Consider the following 19,606-nt stretch of genomic DNA (forward strand, 5'->3'; position numbering starts at 1 on the left):
CAACAGGCTCAGCCTTGGGCCTCGTAATCCACGCTCAGTTCCACGTGGAGAACGCCAGATTTCTCGAACACCAGGCGCATCGGGTAAGAGCGGCCCAGCAACAGGGGCTGCGTCAGGCCCAGCAAACGCAGGTGCAGGCCTTCTTCGTTGAGCGTGAAATCCTGGCCACGCTCGATCAACAGGTTCAAGCCCGGAGGCGTGCTGATGCCACCGATCTGTGCGCCGGTGGCCACCGGCGTTTCAACGCCAATGAGGCGGTCGCTCGCCGTGACCTGGTCAATCTTCATGCAGACGACGGCAAAAGGCGCATCGGCCGGCGTGACGCGGGTCCAGGGGTGCGTGACACGCAGGTTGGAGGCAAAAAACTCGCAAGCGCGGGCGCCAGGTGCCATGACGGTGGCCCCCAACGCCAATCCGGCACGCAAGACATGGCGGCGGGACATCGTGAAAGCCATGCAGAAACTCCAAAAGGAAACAGAAGCGCCAGGCTTCATCAGAATTGCCACAGCCCGCCGAGAGGGGCGGGCTGTGGCGGTCGAGGCATGGGCGCTGCCCCAAGGGCAGGCAGCGCTCAGAACCTCAGGCTGGACGAAAGATCACTTCACGCCAGCGACCACGGTCGAGCCCTTCACCTGCACATAGATCGGGTTGCTGTAGAACCACAGATCAGCCCAGGCCGCCACATCGTAGGACACCATCTTCTGGCCCACAGCCACAGGGCCGGAGGCCGTGGTGATGGCAGCCGGTGCCGTTGCCAGGTGGGCAGGGCAACCGTCGATGGCGCCGCTGGCAGCGGTCCAGCTCACAGCCGACGTCGGCACGTTGGTGCCCACGGTGGTGCAAGGCACGCGCAGGTTGGCGGTGTTGGCGGCGTTCGTGAAGAAGTCAGGCAGCGGGTTGCCATTGGCATCGGTCTCGTAAGGCACCGAAGCAGGCAGGTTGGTGCCGCGCAGACGCAGGTACTGGGAAGCCTGCACCGCGGGAACGGTGAAGGTCATCTTCAGCATCTGTGTGCCGTCGGCAGCCGTGAAGGCCGTCCAGGCGTTGCTGCCGGCAGCGCTGAACGACTTCAGCAGGGCAGCCGACGTGTTCTTCGCAGCAGCGGGCACCACCGACAGGTCGGCGGTCGTGCCGTCGGCGCGCAGCCAGTTGGTGTTGCGCGGCCATTCGCCAGCGTAGTCAGCAGCGCCGGGCTGACGGAAACCCGTCACCATGCCGCGGATCACGTCCACGTGGTCCAGCACTGGCTGGTTCAGTGGCTGGTTGATGCCCACTTGCAGCAGCGAGGGGTTGGGGAACGAGTAAGGCGAGCTGCTGACACCGGCCGGGTCACGCACCACGATCGACACGATGACGTTGGCACCGGGGTTCACCGCCAGCTTTTCACCCATCGTGGCGCAACCGCTCACGTTGATGTCGGTGTTGCCATTGGCGGCGGACACGGCCAGGGCTTCCACGGAAGCAGCGGTGCGAGCACCACGGCCAGCGTAGGACGCACAGGCGATGAAAGCCAGGCGGTCGATGATCTGACCCGACGACGCCCAGTTGTTGCCGGTGCGCAGACCGTCAACGATGGCTTGCGGACGCAGCTTGTCGGAGCCATTGCGCACCAGGGTGTAGTTGCGCTGGTACTCGCCGGGGTAGAAGTCCTGGGTCGAGCGGCGGTCATCGGGGCCGAACTGGCCACGGTTGTGCCAGTCGGAGCTGGCGAAGAACCACCAGTTGCGACCTTCGCCCAGCAGGGCATCCCACACGCCACCCACCTGGGCACCGTACACACCGGTGCCGCCGTAGGTCGAACCACCGACAGAGTCCACCCGCGTGGCGCTGCCGACGAAGCTGTTGCGCAGCTGGCGGTACTCACCGCGCTCGGCCGAAGCGCCGTGACCCGGCTGGGTCTCCATGCCGAAAGCGATGTCAGGTGCTGCGTTGTTGAAGTTGCGCAGGTGCTCGACGTTGAAGCCGTTGTTGCTGTCCGGGTTGAAAGGACCGGCACGCTCCAGGTGGGCCGGCACGTAGTAGCTGCCGCCAGCGTGCTTTTCCTGCATCCACTTCAGGGATTCCACGGTCTTCAGGTGACCCTTGGTGCCCACACCGCTGCCCACACCGCTGCCGGTGGGGATCAGCTTCATGGCGGTGGTGTTCCAGTTGAACTTGGTGGTGTCGGAATAGTCGCTGCCGGTGACTTCGCAGGACCACTGGTTCTCAGCGCCGCGGCTGGTGTCGGAGTCACCACGGTCGAAGCAATAGCTCCACTGGGCCAGCGCGGTGGCGTTGCCCTGGGGGGTGTAGCCGGGGGTGGTGGGCAGCACAACGCTGTCCAGCGAAGTGGGCAACTGGCCCGTGATGACGGCCATGGACGAGTGCTCGTGACCCGCCACCACGGACTCCAGGCCCATGAACACCGGCGTGTTCTTCAGGGCTGCCAGATATTCGGTGATGGGGTACTGCACTTCCTTGATGGACTGCCAGCGCCACATGTTGCGGCTGGGCGAGGTGCCGCTGACGTTGCCCTTGAGGGTCACGCCAGAGTTTTCCCAGGTGGTGGTGGGGCCCTTGATCGCGCCGGTCGTGGCATCGGTCACCAGGGGGTAGGCCGGGGTGGCCAGCGAAGCGTCTTCGGCCAGGGTGCAGTTGCGGCTGCCGGTGCCGCCGTGACCGGCTTGCACGAACCAGTCCAGGCCCCACTCGCCGTTGTCCTTGCCGGTGGACTTCTTGATCAGCTTCTGCATCGAGATGGCGCCATCCGAGCAGGTCGTGTGGTTGTGGAAGTCGCCAGCGACGTACTGACCAGGGACCTTGGTGGCGGCCACCGAGGCCGTCGGGGCCACGGCCGAGGCGGCGCCCAGGAAGGAGATCGCGGCCAGCGCGATCTGGTGCTTGCTGAAAAATTGCATGGACTGCTCCAGTTTGTGGGTGTGAGTCTTTTGAAAGGTCGTCGAGTGCCTGCCGCCAAACGAAGCACGTGCGCCTCGGGCACCGAACGGGGTTCAGACCCATCCCGGCCGCACCAAGGGATGCAACATGAGGTTAATGAGCGACAGTGACTGGTCCGTGACGAGGTGATGTGCCTATCCTGAGACCGCCACAACACGACATCCGCGCCACATCCGCACCACACTCGCCCAGCGAACCATGCGGATCGACCGAGAAATTCCACAATGCGACAGCATGTGCCGCATGGCATGACGCCCGCGCCACTGGGTGCCCACCACCGCGCATGTGCGTTTGGTCACATGTTTGTCGCCATCCCTGCCTAGACTCCTTCGGATCTTGTTGTCTGCTGCCGCCCTGCCCAAGCAACAAACACCCTTTCCTGGAGTTTCCAATGAAACTGTCTTCTGCCCTGTCCCTGCTGGCCCTGGCCGTTGTGCCTGCCGTCTCGTCTGCCACGTCGGCTTTCGTCATCGACTTCAACAACCTGGGTGACATCTACACCTCGGTTGACAACGCCTACGCCGCCCAAGGCGTGAGCTTCACCAACGTGCTGACCCTGGTCAACGGCGACGGCCTCGGCGCCCTGGCCGGCGGCAACTACTACACCCCCGCCGCCAACCTGGGCTCGGGCGTGGCCTTCGTGCAGCTGGACGGCACCGTCAACACGGCGTCCTACATGAACGTGGCCAGCGCCGTGGACTACAAGCTGTCGTTCGACTACACCGCCATCAGCGACGTGACCATCAGCGCCTACTCCGGCCTGAACGGCACCGGCACCTTCCTGGGCTCCTACACCCTGGCTGGCAACGGCTCCACCCTGGAAGCCGACGTGTGGACCAACACCACCTTCAACTTCAACGGCCAGGCACAGTCTTTCGCATTGACCGGCCTGTCTGAGTTTGCCGCTCCTGGCGCCTTCGTCGCCATCGACAACATCACCGCCGTGCCCGAGCCCACCTCGCTGGCCCTGCTGGCCGCTGCCCTGGGCGTGGTCGGTTTCGCCGCCCGCCGTCGCCAGGCCTGATCCAGCCTTGACGGGGTCACCTCTGGGTGACCTCCATCGGTACGCACCGAAGGCCCTCTTCGCGCAAGCGACGGGGGCTTTTTGCTGCGCGCGACGAAGTCCGAGTCACACAGCCACCCCCCCTAGATCAAGGGGGGTGCGTTTCAGGATGAGGAAAGCTCCGCCGCGCTGCGCCCAGCCACACCGATGCGTCAGTCAGATTCAGCCAAACACCCGCCGTTTGGCCCATGCCTGCACCCTCGGCACGCCTGAAGGATGTCATGGCCCTCAGTGATAGTCGTGCCCATTGCGCAGGTGCCGCCCACGGCCACTGCCGCTGCAGTCCATGTCCCCCCAACCCCACCGGAGATTTCGATGAAGGGTGCTTCCCATCCCACCAATGACGTGACGCTGTCCCAGTCGTCCGTCCCCTCCATCCGCGACGTCATCGACGCCGTCGAGGCCAGCCGTCGCCAGTTCATCAAGACCGGCCTGAGCGCCACCGCCCTGGCCTCCGCCGGTGGTCTGACCCTCGGCGGTCTGGTCAACACCGTCCAAGCCGCCCCAACGCCCGCCACGCTGGGCTTCCCTGGCATCGGCTTTGAGAGCGTGCCTGCCAACACCCGCGCGCTGAATGTGTCGCAAGGCGGCTCGGCCACATCGACGGTGGACCGCATCACCGTTCCCGCCGGCTACACCGCCCAGGTCTTCGTGTCCTGGGGCGACGCCATCATGCCCGGCGGCACCGCCTTCACCGGCACCGCATCGGAAACCGCCGCACAGCAAGCCAAGCAGTTCGGCATGCACAACGACGGCATGCACTTCTTCCCGTTCGCAGGCACCAACGGCGCGCCGCTGAGCGACCGTGGCGTGCTGGCCGTGAACAACGAGTACACGCACGAAGACATCCTGTTCACCGACGGCCAGAACATCGCCGGCGGCAACTACACGATCGACAAGACCCGCAAGTCCCAGAACGCCCACGGCGTGTCGCTCGTCGAGGCCCGCCGCGTCAACGGCAAGTGGTCGGTGGTCAAGAGCTCGCCCTACGGCCGTCGCATCACCGCCAACACGCCCTGCCGCATCTCCGGCCCGGCCGCAGGCCACGCCCTGATGAAGGCCAAGGCCTACACCATCACGGACACCGGCAGCGTCGCAACCGGCGGCACGACCAACGGCCTCACCGCCAACGGCACCATCAACAACTGCGCCCACGGCATCACGCCCTGGGGCACCTACCTGGCTTGCGAAGAAAACTTCAACGGCAACTTCTCCAGCGACAGCGCCGTGCCCACCTCGACGGCCACCGAAGTCGGCAAGCTGAACCGCCGCTACGGCATCAGCAGCGCGGGCTTTGGCGTTTACAACTGGCACAAGAACGACGAGCGCTTCGACCCCGTCAAGAACCCCAACGAGCCACACCTGTTCGGCTGGGTGGTCGAGATCGACCCCTACAACCCCCGCTCGGTGCCCGTCAAGCGCACCGCCATGGGCCGCTTCAAGCACGAGAGCGCCCAGTTCGTGGTGGACAGCCAGAACAACGTGGCCTTCTACATGGGCGACGACGAGCGCAACGAGTACATCTACAAGTTCGTGTGCGCTGGCAAGTTCAACCCCACCAACAAGGCCGCCAACCGCGACCTGCTGGACAGCGGCACGCTCTACGTGGCCCGCTTCGACGCCAACCTGAGCGGCCAGTGGCTGGCTCTGGAGCCCGACACCATCGGCGTGAACGGCCAGGCACTGCGCGACAACCCCAACTTCGCGGGCGCCAATGACGCCGAAGTCAAGGCCAAGATCCTGATCAAGACCCGCATGGCCGCCGACGCTGTGGGCGCCACCATGATGGACCGCCCCGAGTGGACCGGCGCCCGCCCCCGCATCGGTGGCTTCGACGAGGTCGAGGTGTACTGCACCCTGACCAACAACAACCGCCGCGGCAACGCCCCGACGGCTTCGGCGCCCGCCGCCAACGCCGCCGATGGCAGCACGGCAGCCGCCTCGGCCAACCCGCCCGTTGACGCCGCCAACCCCCGCGCCGACAACGACTTCGGTCACATCATCCGCTGGCGCGAAACCGGCAAGACAGTCACCGCCACGTCCTTCGGTTGGGACATCTTCGCCCAGGCCGGCGACAGCATCACCACCAAGACGCTGGGTTCGACCTACACCGGCACGGCCAACTACCAGGGCAACATCGTTGACGCCCCCAACGGCAGCGCCGACTACGGTGCGCCCGACGGCCTGTGGTTCGATCCGTTCGGCCGCCTGTGGGTGCAGACCGACCAGGTCGGTGACGGCTCTGGCGACTTCATCAACATCGGCGGCAACATGATGGTGTGCGCCGACCCCAACACGGGCGAGACCCGCCGCTTCATGACAGCACCCAACAAGTGCGAAGTCACCGGCGTGACCATGACCCCGGACGGCAAGACGATGTGGGTTGGCATCCAGCACCCCGGTGAAGACGCCCTCTCCGGCAACCCGATCCAGTTCTCGAACTGGCCGCAAAACCAGTGGGCCGTGGAAGCCGACGGCGTCACCGCACTGCCCGCTGGCCGCCCGCGCTCTTCCGTGGTGGTCATCACCAAGGACGACGGCGGCATCATCGGTTCGTGATCGGCCCGGGACTCAACACAAGGATGTTCAACATGAAATTCAACCTGATCGCCGCAGCCGCCCTGATGGCTGCCTCCGTGTCGGCCCAGGCCGCCGTCATCACCACCTCGCTGGACAGCATCGCTGGCGCCACCGTCATCGGCTTCGAGAACTTTGACGGCTTCGTCATCGCCGACGGCGGTGTCAACCTCGGCCAAGGTGTGAGCCTCGGCGCCGACTACGACGCCGAACTCTCGCCCGCCGTTCGCGACCTGGGCACCAACGGCGCCTGGAGCTTCGGCCTCAACGGCTTCGCTGCCTCTGGCACCAATGGCTCGCTGTACTTCACCTTCGACTCGCTGCGCTCTGGCGTGAGCGCCTTCGTGAGCCACAACGGTGGCGGCTCGCTGCTGGTCGAGGCCTTCGGCCTGGGCGGCGCGCTGCTGGAGTCCACCACGGTCACCTTCGCGTCCTCGCTGGGCATCGACAGCTACGACGAAGGCACGACCATCGGCTTCCTGCGCAACAGCACCGACATCGCTTCGGTGCGCTTCACCGGCGTGGGCGCTGTGGTTGACAACGTGGCCGCCGTGCCCGAGCCCACCTCGCTGGCCCTGCTGGCCGCTGCCCTGGGCGTGGTTGGCTTCGCCGCCCGTCGCCGTCAGGCCTGATCTGCGGCACTGAAGCGCTCCCCGCGAGGGCGCGCTTCGGGTGCCCGTCAGATGCAGAGCGAACGTGACAAGGCCCCTCGCCGCTTGCGCAGTGAGGGGCCTTTGACTTGGTGCTTTTGACTTGCTGCCTTTGACTGGGCGTCCCGCGGGGCCCTCAGGCCACCGCTGTCACGCCACCTTCAACCCAGCTTCACGATGCGCGCCACCGACGGCACGCCAGCGCTGTTGAACACGAACAGCATGTAGTTGCCCGGCGGTGCGACCCTGGCCGACGCCGGCAAAGTCACGTTCACCTTCGTGCCCGATGCGGTGTAGGCCAGGTTCAGGAAGCGCTGGTCGAAGTCCACCGTGTGGGTGGCCGACCCCGTCTTGACCAGGGTGACCTTGCTGACGCCGCTGGCGTTCAGCGTCACGGGCACCGTGCTGCCCCAGGCCGCCGTGGTCGGCGCCGAGGTGATCACCGGGCGAGTGGCCAGGGTGGCGGTCCAGTCCTGCTTGTACAGGTAGGGCGGCGTGTAGATCTCGGCGTTGAGGTTGGTGACTGGCCCCGGCGCGCCACCGCCCGCTGTCAGCACCCGACCATCTGGCAACAGCAGCGACGCCGAGTGGTACAGGCGCATCTTGGCCGCGGTGGCAGCGTTGCTCCAGCCATTGGTCGCCGGGTTCCAGATCTTGGCGGTGTAGGCCACACCGTTGGCGACGTTGGACACCATCGAACCGCCATCGACGAACACCTTGCCGTCGGCCAGCACCGTGGCGGAGGCGTGGTAACGGTCCTGGCCGACACCGGCCACCCGCGTCGCCTTGGGCGCGGCACCGGTGATGTCCACCACCACCGCCTTGTTGAACTTGCGCAACGCCAGGATCTTGCCCGGGCTGTACATCACGCTGGGCAGGTACACATCGCCCTCGCTGAGCGCCAGCGGGGTGGCCTCGATCTTGCCCGTGCCGGCCGGGTCCAGGTAGTAGGTGCCGCCCCAGATCGTGGCAATGAAGACCTTGCCGTTGGGCGCCTGCCAGGCGCGTGGGTAGCTCCAGTTGCGGATGCCATAGGCGTCGTCACTGATGGCCGAGGTCAGGCTGCGCCAGCCCACGCCTTCGGTGTAAGCCTCGGGCGTCGGGGCCGGCGTGTTGGGGTCGGCGCGGCCGCCCAGCACCAGCACCTCGCCGGCAGCGGTGGTCAGCACGGTCGGGTACCAGCGCAGGAAGGCCATGGGCTGTTGGGCCGAGTACAGGCTGTTGGTGCGCCAGTCAAAGAGGTTGACGTCGTTGACGGAGTAGTTGCGAACGCCGTTGACGGTTTTGTCACCCCCGGTGAGCAGCACGGCACCGCTGGCGGGCAGCACGATCTGGCCACTGCAGAAGGTGTCGGTGCCCGTGGTGTTGGGCAAGGTCAGGTGGGACGCGGCGGCCGTGCCTTTGCTCGGGTCCCAGACGTCATAGGTGAACTGCCCGGTCTGGTTGCCCTGGCCGTCCGAACCGTAGCTCATGACGCGGCCATCGGGCAACAGCACGACGTGCATCGGAATGAGTGGCCAATTGACCACGGCGGAGAACGAGCCGCGCAGGTAGGTGTCCAGCGCAGCCTGCGCGCCAAGGCTGCCCGCAGACAGGACCAAGGCCAGTGCCGACAGTGCCAGTGGCTTGACGCGCCCTGGGTGGCGAGGGTGGCGCTCGCCAGCGCGCTCGGTGGATGGGTGCATGGGTGCCTTCCTGTGGTTCATGTGTGCAATACATCACGTTACATCATCACCGTGACGGATGGCGCAAAGCCCGACGCTCTCGGTCAAGCCCTCCCGCGATGACACCCAATACCCCCCTCAAAGCAGAAACAGGCTCGTCACCGAAAGCCGGCAAATTGCACGGTGCGAAAGGCCTTGTTGCGCGTCTTGCGGGTCAGCCCCCTGTGCAAAGATGAAGAATCTGCACTATGCTGCACTGCACCATGGCCTTGATGGCACCCGTCAAGCCCCCCATGCAGCCCCCGTGGCACCCTCGCGATCAAAGGTCACCGCTCATGCTTTACCAAATCTACGAAACCAACCGCGCCTGGATCAGCCCCTTCTCTGAATTCGCCAGCGCCGCGTCGAAGCTCTACAGCAACCCCCTGTCCGCCCTGGCGCAGATCCCGTCGGCGCACCGCGTCTCGGCCGGCTTCGACCTGATGCACCGCCTGACCAAGGAATACGAGAAGCCCGAGTTCGGCATCAACAAGGTCCACGTGGATGGCACCGAGGTGGTGATCCAGGAACAGGTGGTCGAGGCCAAGCCCTTCTGCCGCCTGCTGCGCTTCAAGCGTTTCACGGACAACGCCGCCCTGCTGGACAAGATGCGCAACCAGCCCTCGGTGCTGGTGGTCGCGCCGCTGTCGGGCCACCACTCCACTCTGCTGCGCGACACGGTGCGCACCCTGCTGCAGGACCACAAGGTCTATATCACAGACTGGATCGACGCCCGCATGGTGTCGCTCGAAGAAGGTGCCTTCCACCTGGACGACTACATCAACTACGTCCAGGACTTCATCCGCAAGGTCGGCCCCGATGTGCACGTGATTTCGGTGTGCCAGCCCACGGTGCCCGTGCTCGCTGCCGTCTCGCTGATGGCCAGCCGCGGTGAAGCCACGCCGCGCACCATGACCATGATGGGTGGCCCCATCGATGCGCGTCGCTCGCCGACCGCCGTGAACAACCTGGCCATGAACAAGTCGTTCGAATGGTTCGAGAACAACGTGATCTACCGTGTGCCGCCGAACTACCCCGGCGCTGGTCGCCGCGTGTACCCCGGCTTCCTGCAGCACACCGGCTTCGTGGCGATGAACCCCGACCGCCACGCCACCTCGCACTACGACTACTTCCTCGACCTGGTGCGCGGTGACGATGACAGCGCCGACGCCCACCGCCAGTTCTACGACGAGTACAACGCCGTGCTGGACATGCCCGCCGAGTACTACCTGGACACCATCAAGACGGTGTTCCAGGACTTCGCCCTGGTCAACGGCACCTGGAAGGTCCGCAACGCCAAGGGCAAGGAAGAGCTGGTCAAGCCGGCCGACATCAAGACCACGGCGCTGCTGACGGTCGAAGGTGAGCTGGACGACATCTCCGGCGCCGGCCAGACCAAGTCTGCGCACGAGCTGTGCACCGGCATCCCCAAGACCCGCCAGAAGCACTACGACGTGATCGGCGCCGGCCACTACGGTATCTTCTCGGGCCGCCGCTGGCGCGAGAAGGCTTACCCGGAAATCCGCGCCTTCATCCTGTCGCACAACAAGTAAAGCGCCACGCCCGCGGGCGGTCACTGACCACCACAAGCCCCGCTCGCCCGTGCACTGTGCACACGGCGGCGGGGCTTGTACACTGGCGCGCCACCATGCCCGACGCCGACCAGATCAACGCCCTGCTGCCGCAGACGCAGTGCACGCGCTGCGGCTACCCCGATTGCGCCGCCTACGCGCGTGCCATCGCCGCGGGCGAAGCCGGCATCCACCAATGCCCGCCTGGGGGCGCCGAGGGCGTGCGCCGCCTGGCTGCGCTCACCGGCCTGCCCGAACAGCCGCTGAGCGCTGCGCACGGCACCGAAGGCCCGCGCACGCTGGCCGTGATCGACGAGGCCTGGTGCATCGGCTGCACGCTGTGCATCGCGGCCTGCCCGGTGGACGCCATCATCGGCACGAACAAGCACATGCACACCGTGATCGAGGCCGACTGCACCGGTTGCGAGCTGTGCGTGCCGGTGTGCCCGGTGGATTGCATTTCTCTCGTGCCCGCCCACGCTGGCGCGGTCGCACCCACGGGCTGGGCCGCCTGGTCCCAGCCCCAGGCCGATGCGGCCCGTGAACGCCATGGCTGGCGCGCCGTGCGCCTGGTGCGCGCGCAAGCCGAGCACGAGACCCGACTGCAGGCCAAGGCCGAGCACAAGCTGGCCCACTTGACCGAGGCATCCAAGCTGACGGAACCCACCGAGCTGGACGCCAAACGGGCGGTCATCGAGGCGGCCCTGGCGCGCGCTCGGGCGCGCAGGCAGGGCTAGGCCCCTGCCTCACCGCGTGTCCCCGACCGGACACACGGCAAGCGGCAAGCGGGACCACGGTGAAACAGGACAGTGACATCCAGCATGAGCCAAGCAGCCTACCTGGCTGGCCATGCCACCTTGGGCCCATGACATCGCCGGCACCCACACTTGGCGGTTTCCTGAACACCGAGGTCTGTCATGCGCTCGTCCGCCAAGCTCCGCACCCCTTCGCCGTCCACTTATCCGTTGCGCCCCGTGTGCGTGGCCCTGGCCCTGAGCCTGGCCGGCATGGCCCATGCGTCGAGCAGCGGCCTGGTGATCAGCCAGGTGTACGGCGGTGGCGGTGCGACAGGTGGCAGCCCCGCCTACAAGCAAGACTACGTCGAACTGTTCAACGCCGGCAGCAGCAACGTCAGCCTGGTGGGCCTCAGCCTGCAATACGCAGCCGCCACCGGCAACTTCAACGGCGTGACCAACCTGGGCACAGGCACAGTCACCTCCCTGGCACCTGGTCAGTACGCTCTGGTGGCCCTGGCCGCAGGCAGCCTGGGGCCCAACCTGCCCACGGCTGACATCAACGGCAGCACCGCAGCCTCGGCCAGCAACGGCAAGTTCGCCCTGGTGTCGGGCACCTCGGCCCTGGCGTGTGGCGCCACCGCCCTGGCCTGCACGGCGAGCCAGCAGGCCCAGATCATTGACCTGGTGGGCTACGGCACGGTTTCACTGAGCGAAGGCACAGCGACGGGGGTTCTGGATTCGGCGAAGGCCGCCGTGCGCAACAACAATGGCTGCACCGACACCGACAACAACGCTGCCGACTTCACCGTGGCGTCCGCCCCCGTGCCGCGCAACAGCCTGAGCGCGCTGAACCTGTGCGATGGCACTTCGCCGTCGCCTACACCATCGCCCACGCCGTCGCCGACCCCTTCGCCCACCCCGGCTCCGACGCCGGCACCCGGCACCCTCACCCCGATCTCGCAGATCCAGGGCAGCGGCAACACCAGCGCCCTGGTGGGCCAGTCGGTCACGACCTCGGGTGTGGTCACCAAGGTCACCAACAACGGCTTCTTCCTGCAAGACCCCGTGGGCGATGGCAACCCCGCCACCTCCGACGGCATCCTGGTCTTCACCAGCACCGCCCCCACCGTCTCCGTCGGCCAGGCCATCACGCTGACCGGCACGGTCGCCGAGTTCAACACCGGCGCAGCCACCAACAGCCTGACCCTGGGTCGCACCGTCACCGAACTGACCGCTCCCACCGGCATCACCGTGGTGAGCAGCGGCAACGTGGTCAACCCCACCGTCATCACCCTGCCGGCCACCCAGGCCGAGCTGGAAGCCGTCGAAGGCATGCTGGTGACGATCAACACGCAGCTGACCGCCTCGCAGAACTTCTTCCAGGGCCGCTATGGCCAGGTCACGCTGTCCTCGGGTGGCCGTCTGGTCAAGCCAACCAACATCTTCCCCGCAGGCTCGGCCGACGCCATCAGCCTGACCGCCAGCAACGCCCAGCGCCAGATCCTGCTGGACGACGGCACCTCGGCCCAGAACGTCAACCCAACGCCCTACTTCGCCGCCGACAACACCCTGCGCGCTGGCGACACGGTTGACAGCATCACCGGCGTGATCGATTACGGCCTGAGCACCAGCAGCAACGCCGGCCTGGCCAGCTACAAGGTCCACCCGACGCAGCCCCTGACCTTCACGCGCGCCAACCCGCGCACGTTCACGCCGCCCACCGTCGGTGGCAACCTGAAGGTGGCCAGCTTCAATGTGCTGAACTACTTCACCACCTTCACCAACGGCGCGACCGCCGCCGGTGGCAGCGGCCAGGGCTGCTCTCTGGGTGGCGCCGTGTCTGCAGCCAACTGCCGCGGTGCCGACAGCCTGGCCGAGTTCACCCGCCAGCGCGCCAAAATTGTCGAAGCCATCTCGGCCATCAACGCCGACGTGGTCGGCCTGATGGAGATCCAGAACAACGGCAACACCGCCGTGCAGAACCTGGTGGATGCGCTCAACGCCAAGCTGGGTGCCGGCACCTACGCCACCGTCAACGTGCCCACGGCCTTCTACCCCGCCATCGGTGGCACAGGCACCGGCACCGACGCCATCCGCGTGGCCATGATCTACAAGCCGGCTTCGCTGACGCTCAACGGCAATGCCGTCGCAGACACAGACGCCACCCACAACCGCCCGCCCCTGGCCCAGACCTTCGCACTGCCCAACAACGAGAAGTTCACGGTCGTGGTCAACCACTTCAAGTCCAAGGGCAGCTGCCCGGCGTCCACCGATGTCAGCAACGGCGACAAGGGTGACGGTCAGGGCTGCTGGAACGGCCTGCGCACCGAGCAAGCCAATCGCCTGCTGACCTTCGTGCAGGACCTGCAAGCTTCGACCAACGCACGAGGCGCTTTGGTCATCGGCGACCTCAACGCCTACGGCAAGGAAGACCCAATCCGCACGCTGACCAGCAACGGCATGAGCGACATGATCGCTGAGTTCAGCGGCAGCAGCGACTACTCCTATGTCTTCGACGGCGAAGCCGGCTACCTCGACCACGCCCTGGCCACCGCTGGCCTGCGCAATGTGGCCACCAACGTGGTGCACTGGCACATCAATGCCGACGAGCCCAGCGTGATCGACTATAACGTCGAGTTCAAGCAGCCCGTGTGCGCCACCTGCAACCCGGACTACTACACCGCCACGCCGTTCCGTTCGTCTGACCACGACCCCGTGGTCGTGGGCCTGAACCTGGTGAAGGCCATCACGGGCACTGCTGGCCGTGACACCCTGACGGGCAGCGCTGGCGACGACCGCATCACCGGCCTGGCCGGTGCCGACACCCTGACCGGTGGCGCTGGCGCCGACGTGTTCGTCTTCAACGACATCCGCGACGGTCGCGACACCATCACCGACTTCGCCGCCGGCACCGACAAGCTGGACCTGAAGGCCATCGCCAACACCCTGCGCACCAGCCACGGCGCCTCCGGCGACCTGATCGCCAGCGGCCACGTTCGCCTGATCGACACCGCTGCTGGCGTCGAAATCCGCATCGACACCGACGGCGCGGCCGGCGCTTCCTCGCCGATCGCCCTGGTCCTGATCAGGGGCGTGAGCGCAGCGCAGATCGTCGCCAGCCGCGATCTGCTGCTGTGAGCCACCCGCACACCGACACGCAACGGAACACCACCATGAAGTTCACCACCCTCTCCCGCATCGCCCTGGCTTCGGCCACCCTGGCGGCTGTCAGCGCCCACGCCGCCCCGCTGCAAAACGGCAGCTTTGGCACCGGCCTGGACCACTGGTCCACCGTCGGTGACGTTGCCGTGGTCACCGGCCCCGCCGCGGGCCACTTTTTCGGCGGCGGCACCACCCTGGTGCTTGGCACGGCCAGCCTGAACAACGAGGACGACACCCCCTCCGCCGCAGGTGCCTACAACGTGTCGGGCACCGACGTCGTGCTGGCCGCACAGGCCAACGGCGCCGAAGCCAACCTGGGCCTGTCCACCGGTGCTTTCGCTTCTGCCACAGGTGCCGACGATGCCGTCGAAGCCTCATCGGCAGCACAGAGCTTCTTCCTGAACGCTGGTGACACCATCAGCTTCACCTGGCAAGTGCTGACCCGCGACGCCTTCGCCGGCAATGGCGACAGCGTCAACGACAGCGCCTGGATGGCCTTCAGCCTGGCCGCCGACCCGCAGCAGGCCGCCACCGTGACCCAGACCCAACTGGGCAACATCGGCACGCTGGCCCTCATGACCGGCTCTGACGGCTGGCGCGTCACGGGCCTCAACACCTTCAGCTTCACCGCGGCGACCGGTGGCACCGCCCGCCTGGGCTGGGGCGTGAACGACATGGTGGACGCCTCCGGCACCACCCTGCTGGCCATCCAGAACGTGACCGTCCAGGCCGCTGCCGTTCCCGAGCCCGCCTCGGTCGCCCTGCTGCTGGTCGCACTCGGCGTGATCGGCCTGAGCACCCTGCGCCGCCGCCAGGGTTGATCACCTGCCGGGTGTGTGACACACGTCACGCACCCGAGCGAGCCAGGCCCGAGGGAAACCCTCGATCCGGGGGTCACCGCGGTGTCACGGCTGGCTCGCAAAATGCATCCTCAGTTGGCGAGCAGGCGCATTCGGCCTGTTCCGCACCCTGGAGAGCATCATGCGTGCCCTGATGAACCTGGCCATCGAGCCTGCCCTGCGTCTGTTCGAGGTCTCGACCCTGGTCGTGATCACGCCGTCCAGCCAAGCCGTCAAACGCGTGCTCAAGGTGATGGCCGACACGCCCATGGGCGCCATCCACATCGTGCGGGACCGCTACCCCCGTTCGCGAGCGCACCAGATCCTGTCGTGCCGCTTGCTTGACCTGTCTCAAGCGGCTTGAACTGCGGCAGCGCATCCTCATCTGTCTCGTCTGTCATGCACACTGGCTGCACACAGCAGAAAGGTTCAGAGATGCCCCGTCTTTCCCACCGCCTGGCCTCCCTCGCCCTCACCGTGGGCCTGGGCACCGCGCTGACCGTGCCGCTCAGCGGCTGCGGCTACAACGATTTCCAACGCCTCGACGAGCAGACCAAGGCCTCCTGGGCCGAGGTGCTCAACCAATACCAGCGCCGTGCTGACCTGGTGCCCAACATCGTGGCCACCGTCAAGGGCGAGGCCAACTTCGAGCAGGAAACGCTGACCAAGGTCGTCGAGGCCCGCGCCAAGGCCACCAGCATCCAGGCCACGCCGGAGCTGGTCAACAACCCCGAGGCCTTCAACAAGTTCCAGCAGGCCCAGGGCGAGCTGTCGGGCGCGCTGTCGCGCTTGCTGGTGGTGACCGAGAACTACCCCAACCTGAAGGCCAACCAGGGCTTCCAGGACCTGCGTGTGCAGCTTGAAGGCACCGAGAACCGCATCACCGTGGCGCGCAACCGCTACATCCAGTCGGTGCAGGACTACAACGTCAAGGTGCGCAGCTTCCCCTCCAACCTGACGGCCATGGCCTTCAGCTACAGCGCCAAGCCCAGCTTCACGGTGCAAAACGAGGCGCAGATTTCGCAGCCGCCTGCCGTCAACTTCGACAAGAAGTGATGTCGCGCCTGGGCTGGCGAATGCCGTGGGCCAGGACCTGGGCCTGGGCTGCCGCGCTGTGCATCAACGTGGCGCTCGGTGTGCTGCTGGGTGGGGTGCTCGGTGCGGGGATGCTGGGCACAGCACCCGCGTGGGCGCAGGCCAGCGCCGACGGCGGTGTGCAGCCGGTGCCAGCGCTCACGGGCCATGTCATCGACCAGGCCCAGGGGCTTTCGGCCGATCAGGCCCAGGCGCTGGAGGCCAAGCTCGGCCAGTTCGAGGCCCAGCGCGGCACGCAATTGGTCGTGCTGCTGGTGCCCACCACCCAGCCCGAAGACATCGCGGCCTACGCCCAGCGGGTGGGCGACACCTGGAAGATCGGGCGCAAGCAGGTCGGCGACGGTCTGCTCATCGTGGTGGCCCTGCAGGACCGCCGCGTGCGCATCGAGGTGGCCAAGGCGCTGGAAGGCGCCATCCCCGACCTGGCCGCCAGCCGCGTCATCGAGCAGGCCATCACGCCGGCTTTTCGCCGCGGTGACGTCGCGGGCGGGCTCAACGCGGGCGTGGACCGGCTGATGGCGCTCGTCACCGGCGAGAAGCTGCCGGCACCGGAGGCGACCGCAGCGCGTGGCCAGGGTTTCGATCTGAACCAGCTCATCGTGTTCGGCCTCATCGGCATCCCCATCGTCTCGGGCGTGCTGGGCGCGGTGTTCGGGCGCAAGCTCGGCGCGGTGTTCACCGGCGCCATTGGCGGGGGCATCGTCTGGCTGCTCACGGCCAGCCTGCTGCTGGGCGCCTTCGGTGGCGCGATGGCCGCGGTGCTGGCGCTGGCCATGGGCAAGGGTGGCCGTGGCGGGCATGGCGGCTTCGGGCCACCGGGTGGCTTCGGCAGTGGCTCAGGTGGCGGTGGTTGGAGCGGCGGTGGCGGCGGCTGGTCGTCCGGCGGGGGTGGCGACTTCGGTGGCGGCGGCGCTTCCGGCCGCTGGTGATGGCACCCCGCCCCCCAAGCACAAGGACTCCACAAGGACACCCCCAATGGCCACGCTGCCCCTGACCCGACACCTGCCACGCGCGCTGCGCCACCTCTGGCTGGACGCGGCCGACGCGCGCCGCTTGCTGCCCGCCCCAGCCTGTGCCCGACTGGAAGCCGCCGTGCAAGCCAGCGAAGCCCGCCACCTGGGCGAGCTGCGCCTGTGCGTGGAAGCCGGCCTGCCCTGGGGGGCGCTGCGCCAGGGCCAAAGCGCCCGCCAGCGCGCCCTCGACCTGTTCAGCGCCCTGCGCGTGTGGGACACGGCGCACAACAACGGCGTGCTGATCTACCTGCTGCTGGCCGACCAGCGCATCGAGGTGGTGGCCGACCGCGGCGTGTCGGCCCACGTGCCGCCCGAGACCTGGCAGGCCCTGGCCGACCGCCTGGGCGCCGCCCTGCGGCAAGGCCAGCCCGAGCCAGGCCTGCTGGCCGCCATCGCGCAGGTCAGCGATCTGCTGCGCCAGCACCACCCGGCCCCGCAAGGCCTGCCGCGGCCCAACGAACTGCCCGATGCGGTGGTGCTGATCTGAGCCGTGCATGAACCACGGATGAGCCCCGGGCTTGCGCTATGGTGTGGGCCATGACCGCCGCCCAACAAGCCGAAGAAAAGCCCAGCCCCGCGATGACGCGCGAGCAGATCCACGCCTTCTTCGCGACGCTGCAAGCCGCCAACCCGCACCCCGAGACCGAGCTGGCCTACACCACGCCCTTCGAGTTGCTGACCGCCGTGCTGCTGTCGGCGCAGGCCACCGACGTGGGCGTCAACAAGGCCACGGCCAAGCTCTACCCCGTGGCCAATACGCCGCAGGCCATCCTCGACCTGGGCGAAGACGGCCTGATCGAACACATCAAGACCATCGGCCTCTACAAGAGCAAGGCGCGCCACCTGATGGAGACCTGCCGCATCCTCGTCGAGCAGCATGGCGGCGAGGTGCCGCACTCGCGCGAGGCCCTGGAGGCCCTGCCCGGTGTGGGCCGCAAGACGGCCAATGTGGTGCTCAACGTCGCTTTCGGCGAGCCCACCATGGCGGTGGACACCCACATCTTCCGCCTGGGCAACCGCACCGGTCTGGCCGTGGGCAAGACACCGCTGGCGGTGGAGCTCAAGCTGCTCAAGCGCATCCCGCCCGAGTTCATGCTGCACGCCCACCACTGGCTGATCCTGCACGGGCGCTACGTGTGCCAGGCGCGCAAGCCGCGCTGCTGGGAATGCAGCGTCAGCGCGGCGTGCCGGTACAAGGCCAAGACGCCCGCCTGAAACAGCGCCCTCAGGCCCGGCTCATATCAGGGCCCCAGCCCCTCGGCCACCGTCGGGTACAGCAGCACCAGGCCCAGTTCGTCCTTCATGCGTTGGTTGTGCAGCCGGCGCGACTCGCCCATGAAGGACATCTGCATGGGGCTGAGCACCTGGGCGGCTTCGGCGCGCGACAGGCGCGGCGGCCGCGGCAGGCCGAAGCGGTCGGCCACGAGGTCGAAGTGGTCGCCCATGCGCAGCTCGGTGTCGTCGCACACGTTCAAGGCACGGCCCGGGCGCGCGCGCCACAGCGCCAGCACGCAGGCGCGGGCCAGGTCGTCGGCGTGGATGTGGTTGGTGAAAACGTCGTCGGCCGCGTTCAGCACGGGCGAGCCCTTGCGCACACGCTCGCGCGGGTCACCGCCCTCGCGGTCCAGCGCGTAGATGCCGGGGATGCGCAGCACGGTGGCCGCCCCACCCTGGCCCAGGGCCAGGCGCTGGCCGAAGGCCCGCACGCGGCGCTCGGCATCGACGCGGCGGCGCCCCCGGTCGGTGGCCGGGGCCACGGCACGGGTCTCGTCCACCCAGGCACCTTGCGCATCGCCATAGACGCCGCTGGTGCTGCCATAGACCAGCGCGCGCAAGCTGCCATCACGGCCCGTCCGGCCCGCCCTGCGCCGCGCCAGGGCCCGCAGCAAACGCGCGGTGCGCGGGTCGGTCACGCCCTGCCCCGGCGGCGGCGCCAGGTGCAGCACGCGCGGCGCCAGCGCGGCCAGGCGGGCCAGGCTGCGGGCGTCGTCGAGGTTGCCGCGCAGGGGCGTGATGCCCGCGGCGCGCAAGGTGGCCACGCGCTCGGGCGAAGACGTCAGCGCCAGCACGCGGCAGCGCGGCAACAAGCGCTGTGCGGCGCGCAAGCCCACGTCACCACACCCGACGATGAGGATGCGGCTGCGGCGGAAGCGGCTGTGGCGATGGGGTGGCGGCTGGTGCATGGCGGGGGTCCGGCCAGGGGAAGCTGGGATGAGCGAAAATCCGGCCCTCGATTGTCTGCGTTTGCGGGCGCTTTCC

16 protein-coding genes are annotated in these 19,606 nt (G+C 67.4%); 12 read left to right on the forward strand and 4 right to left on the reverse strand.

The genetic code is table 11. The features are described from left to right. Positions 1-8: 8 nt before the first annotated feature. Both EV672_RS04655 and EV672_RS04660 read right to left on the reverse strand, forming a co-directional pair. On the reverse strand, positions 9-455 hold the full coding sequence (locus EV672_RS04655; protein WP_166643449.1) for a copper chaperone PCu(A)C domain-containing protein: 447 nt from the start codon (positions 453-455) through the stop codon (positions 9-11). A 141-nt stretch (positions 456-596) separates the two neighbouring features. After that, positions 597-2,897, reverse strand: a complete 2,301-nt coding sequence (locus EV672_RS04660; protein ID WP_133606785.1) for a hypothetical protein — start codon at positions 2,895-2,897, stop codon at positions 597-599. 431 nt (positions 2,898-3,328) lie between these two features. Between EV672_RS04660 and EV672_RS18985 the strand changes: the two genes are divergently transcribed. The 3 genes from EV672_RS18985 (at position 3,329) to EV672_RS04675 (ending at position 7,209) form a co-directional block, all read left to right on the forward strand. Then, positions 3,329-3,961, forward strand: a complete 633-nt coding sequence (locus EV672_RS18985) for a PEP-CTERM sorting domain-containing protein (protein WP_243738525.1) — start codon at positions 3,329-3,331, stop codon at positions 3,959-3,961. 354 nt (positions 3,962-4,315) lie between these two features. Further along, positions 4,316-6,559, forward strand: coding sequence for a PhoX family protein (locus EV672_RS04670; RefSeq protein WP_133606786.1), 2,244 nt, complete (start codon positions 4,316-4,318; stop codon positions 6,557-6,559). A gap of 32 nt (positions 6,560-6,591) precedes the next feature. Further along, the gene (locus EV672_RS04675) at positions 6,592-7,209 is read left to right on the forward strand and encodes a PEP-CTERM sorting domain-containing protein (protein WP_208110708.1); all 618 of its coding nucleotides are present in this window, start codon (positions 6,592-6,594) and stop codon (positions 7,207-7,209) included. Between the two features lie 179 nt (positions 7,210-7,388). Here EV672_RS04675 and EV672_RS04680 read toward each other — a convergent pair whose 3' ends face one another. Beyond that, the gene (locus EV672_RS04680; RefSeq protein ID WP_166643450.1) at positions 7,389-8,912 is read right to left on the reverse strand and encodes a galactose oxidase early set domain-containing protein; all 1,524 of its coding nucleotides are present in this window, start codon (positions 8,910-8,912) and stop codon (positions 7,389-7,391) included. 314 nt (positions 8,913-9,226) lie between these two features. Between EV672_RS04680 and EV672_RS04685 the strand changes: the two genes are divergently transcribed. The 9 genes from EV672_RS04685 to nth all read left to right on the forward strand — a co-directional run bounded on the left by EV672_RS04685 (position 9,227) and on the right by nth (position 18,562). Further along, positions 9,227-10,483 (forward strand): polyhydroxyalkanoate depolymerase, encoded by a 1,257-nt coding sequence (locus EV672_RS04685; protein ID WP_133606792.1) that lies wholly within the window; start codon positions 9,227-9,229, stop codon positions 10,481-10,483. 95 nt (positions 10,484-10,578) lie between these two features. Beyond that, a complete protein-coding gene (gene rsxB, locus EV672_RS04690; RefSeq protein ID WP_133606794.1) occupies positions 10,579-11,238 on the forward strand; it encodes an electron transport complex subunit RsxB in 660 nt (219 codons plus the stop codon). Between the two features lie 180 nt (positions 11,239-11,418). Next, positions 11,419-14,376, forward strand: coding sequence for an ExeM/NucH family extracellular endonuclease (locus EV672_RS04695; protein ID WP_133606796.1), 2,958 nt, complete (start codon positions 11,419-11,421; stop codon positions 14,374-14,376). Positions 14,377-14,411: 35 nt separating this feature from the next. Further along, positions 14,412-15,221 (forward strand): PEP-CTERM sorting domain-containing protein, encoded by an 810-nt coding sequence (locus EV672_RS04700; protein WP_133606798.1) that lies wholly within the window; start codon positions 14,412-14,414, stop codon positions 15,219-15,221. A gap of 160 nt (positions 15,222-15,381) precedes the next feature. Then, on the forward strand, positions 15,382-15,603 hold the full coding sequence (locus tag EV672_RS04705) for a hypothetical protein (RefSeq protein WP_133606800.1): 222 nt from the start codon (positions 15,382-15,384) through the stop codon (positions 15,601-15,603). A 71-nt stretch (positions 15,604-15,674) separates the two neighbouring features. Then, positions 15,675-16,295, forward strand: a complete 621-nt coding sequence (locus EV672_RS04710) for a LemA family protein (RefSeq protein ID WP_133606802.1) — start codon at positions 15,675-15,677, stop codon at positions 16,293-16,295. Between the two features lie 20 nt (positions 16,296-16,315). After that, positions 16,316-17,263, forward strand: coding sequence for a TPM domain-containing protein (locus EV672_RS04715; RefSeq protein ID WP_133606804.1), 948 nt, complete (start codon positions 16,316-16,318; stop codon positions 17,261-17,263). A gap of 46 nt (positions 17,264-17,309) precedes the next feature. Further along, the gene (locus EV672_RS04720) at positions 17,310-17,834 is read left to right on the forward strand and encodes a TPM domain-containing protein (RefSeq protein WP_133606806.1); all 525 of its coding nucleotides are present in this window, start codon (positions 17,310-17,312) and stop codon (positions 17,832-17,834) included. Between the two features lie 92 nt (positions 17,835-17,926). Then, on the forward strand, positions 17,927-18,562 hold the full coding sequence (nth, locus tag EV672_RS04725; RefSeq protein WP_133607351.1) for an endonuclease III: 636 nt from the start codon (positions 17,927-17,929) through the stop codon (positions 18,560-18,562). A 26-nt stretch (positions 18,563-18,588) separates the two neighbouring features. On the opposite strand, the gene EV672_RS04730 is transcribed toward nth, so the two are convergent. Continuing rightward, complete coding sequence (locus EV672_RS04730; RefSeq protein WP_133606807.1) at positions 18,589-19,530, reverse strand: NAD-dependent epimerase/dehydratase family protein; 942 nt, start codon at positions 19,528-19,530, stop codon at positions 18,589-18,591. Positions 19,531-19,606 lie beyond the last annotated feature (76 nt).

The sequence above is a fragment of the Aquabacterium commune genome (assembly GCF_004362855.1).
In the GTDB taxonomy this organism is placed as follows: domain Bacteria; phylum Pseudomonadota; class Gammaproteobacteria; order Burkholderiales; family Burkholderiaceae_C; genus Aquabacterium; species Aquabacterium commune.

What these genes read in the sequence shown, in the direction of transcription:
- rsxB (WP_133606794.1), top strand. Translation starts at nt 10,579, where the DNA reads ATGCCCGACGCCGACCAGATCAACGCCCTGCTGCCGCAGACGCAGTGC.
- EV672_RS04660 (WP_133606785.1), bottom strand. Translation starts at nt 2,897, where the DNA reads ATGCAATTTTTCAGCAAGCACCAGATCGCGCTGGCCGCGATCTCCTTC.
- EV672_RS18985 (WP_243738525.1), top strand. Translation starts at nt 3,329, where the DNA reads ATGAAACTGTCTTCTGCCCTGTCCCTGCTGGCCCTGGCCGTTGTGCCT.
- EV672_RS04720 (WP_133606806.1), top strand. Translation starts at nt 17,310, where the DNA reads ATGGCCACGCTGCCCCTGACCCGACACCTGCCACGCGCGCTGCGCCAC.
- EV672_RS04670 (WP_133606786.1), top strand. Translation starts at nt 4,316, where the DNA reads ATGAAGGGTGCTTCCCATCCCACCAATGACGTGACGCTGTCCCAGTCG.
- EV672_RS04705 (WP_133606800.1), top strand. Translation starts at nt 15,382, where the DNA reads ATGCGTGCCCTGATGAACCTGGCCATCGAGCCTGCCCTGCGTCTGTTC.
- EV672_RS04700 (WP_133606798.1), top strand. Translation starts at nt 14,412, where the DNA reads ATGAAGTTCACCACCCTCTCCCGCATCGCCCTGGCTTCGGCCACCCTG.
- EV672_RS04715 (WP_133606804.1), top strand. Translation starts at nt 16,316, where the DNA reads ATGCCGTGGGCCAGGACCTGGGCCTGGGCTGCCGCGCTGTGCATCAAC.
- EV672_RS04680 (WP_166643450.1), bottom strand. Translation starts at nt 8,912, where the DNA reads ATGCACCCATCCACCGAGCGCGCTGGCGAGCGCCACCCTCGCCACCCA.
- EV672_RS04710 (WP_133606802.1), top strand. Translation starts at nt 15,675, where the DNA reads ATGCCCCGTCTTTCCCACCGCCTGGCCTCCCTCGCCCTCACCGTGGGC.
- EV672_RS04655 (WP_166643449.1), bottom strand. Translation starts at nt 455, where the DNA reads ATGGCTTTCACGATGTCCCGCCGCCATGTCTTGCGTGCCGGATTGGCG.
- EV672_RS04675 (WP_208110708.1), top strand. Translation starts at nt 6,592, where the DNA reads ATGAAATTCAACCTGATCGCCGCAGCCGCCCTGATGGCTGCCTCCGTG.
- EV672_RS04730 (WP_133606807.1), bottom strand. Translation starts at nt 19,530, where the DNA reads ATGCACCAGCCGCCACCCCATCGCCACAGCCGCTTCCGCCGCAGCCGC.
- EV672_RS04685 (WP_133606792.1), top strand. Translation starts at nt 9,227, where the DNA reads ATGCTTTACCAAATCTACGAAACCAACCGCGCCTGGATCAGCCCCTTC.
- nth (WP_133607351.1), top strand. Translation starts at nt 17,927, where the DNA reads ATGACGCGCGAGCAGATCCACGCCTTCTTCGCGACGCTGCAAGCCGCC.
- EV672_RS04695 (WP_133606796.1), top strand. Translation starts at nt 11,419, where the DNA reads ATGCGCTCGTCCGCCAAGCTCCGCACCCCTTCGCCGTCCACTTATCCG.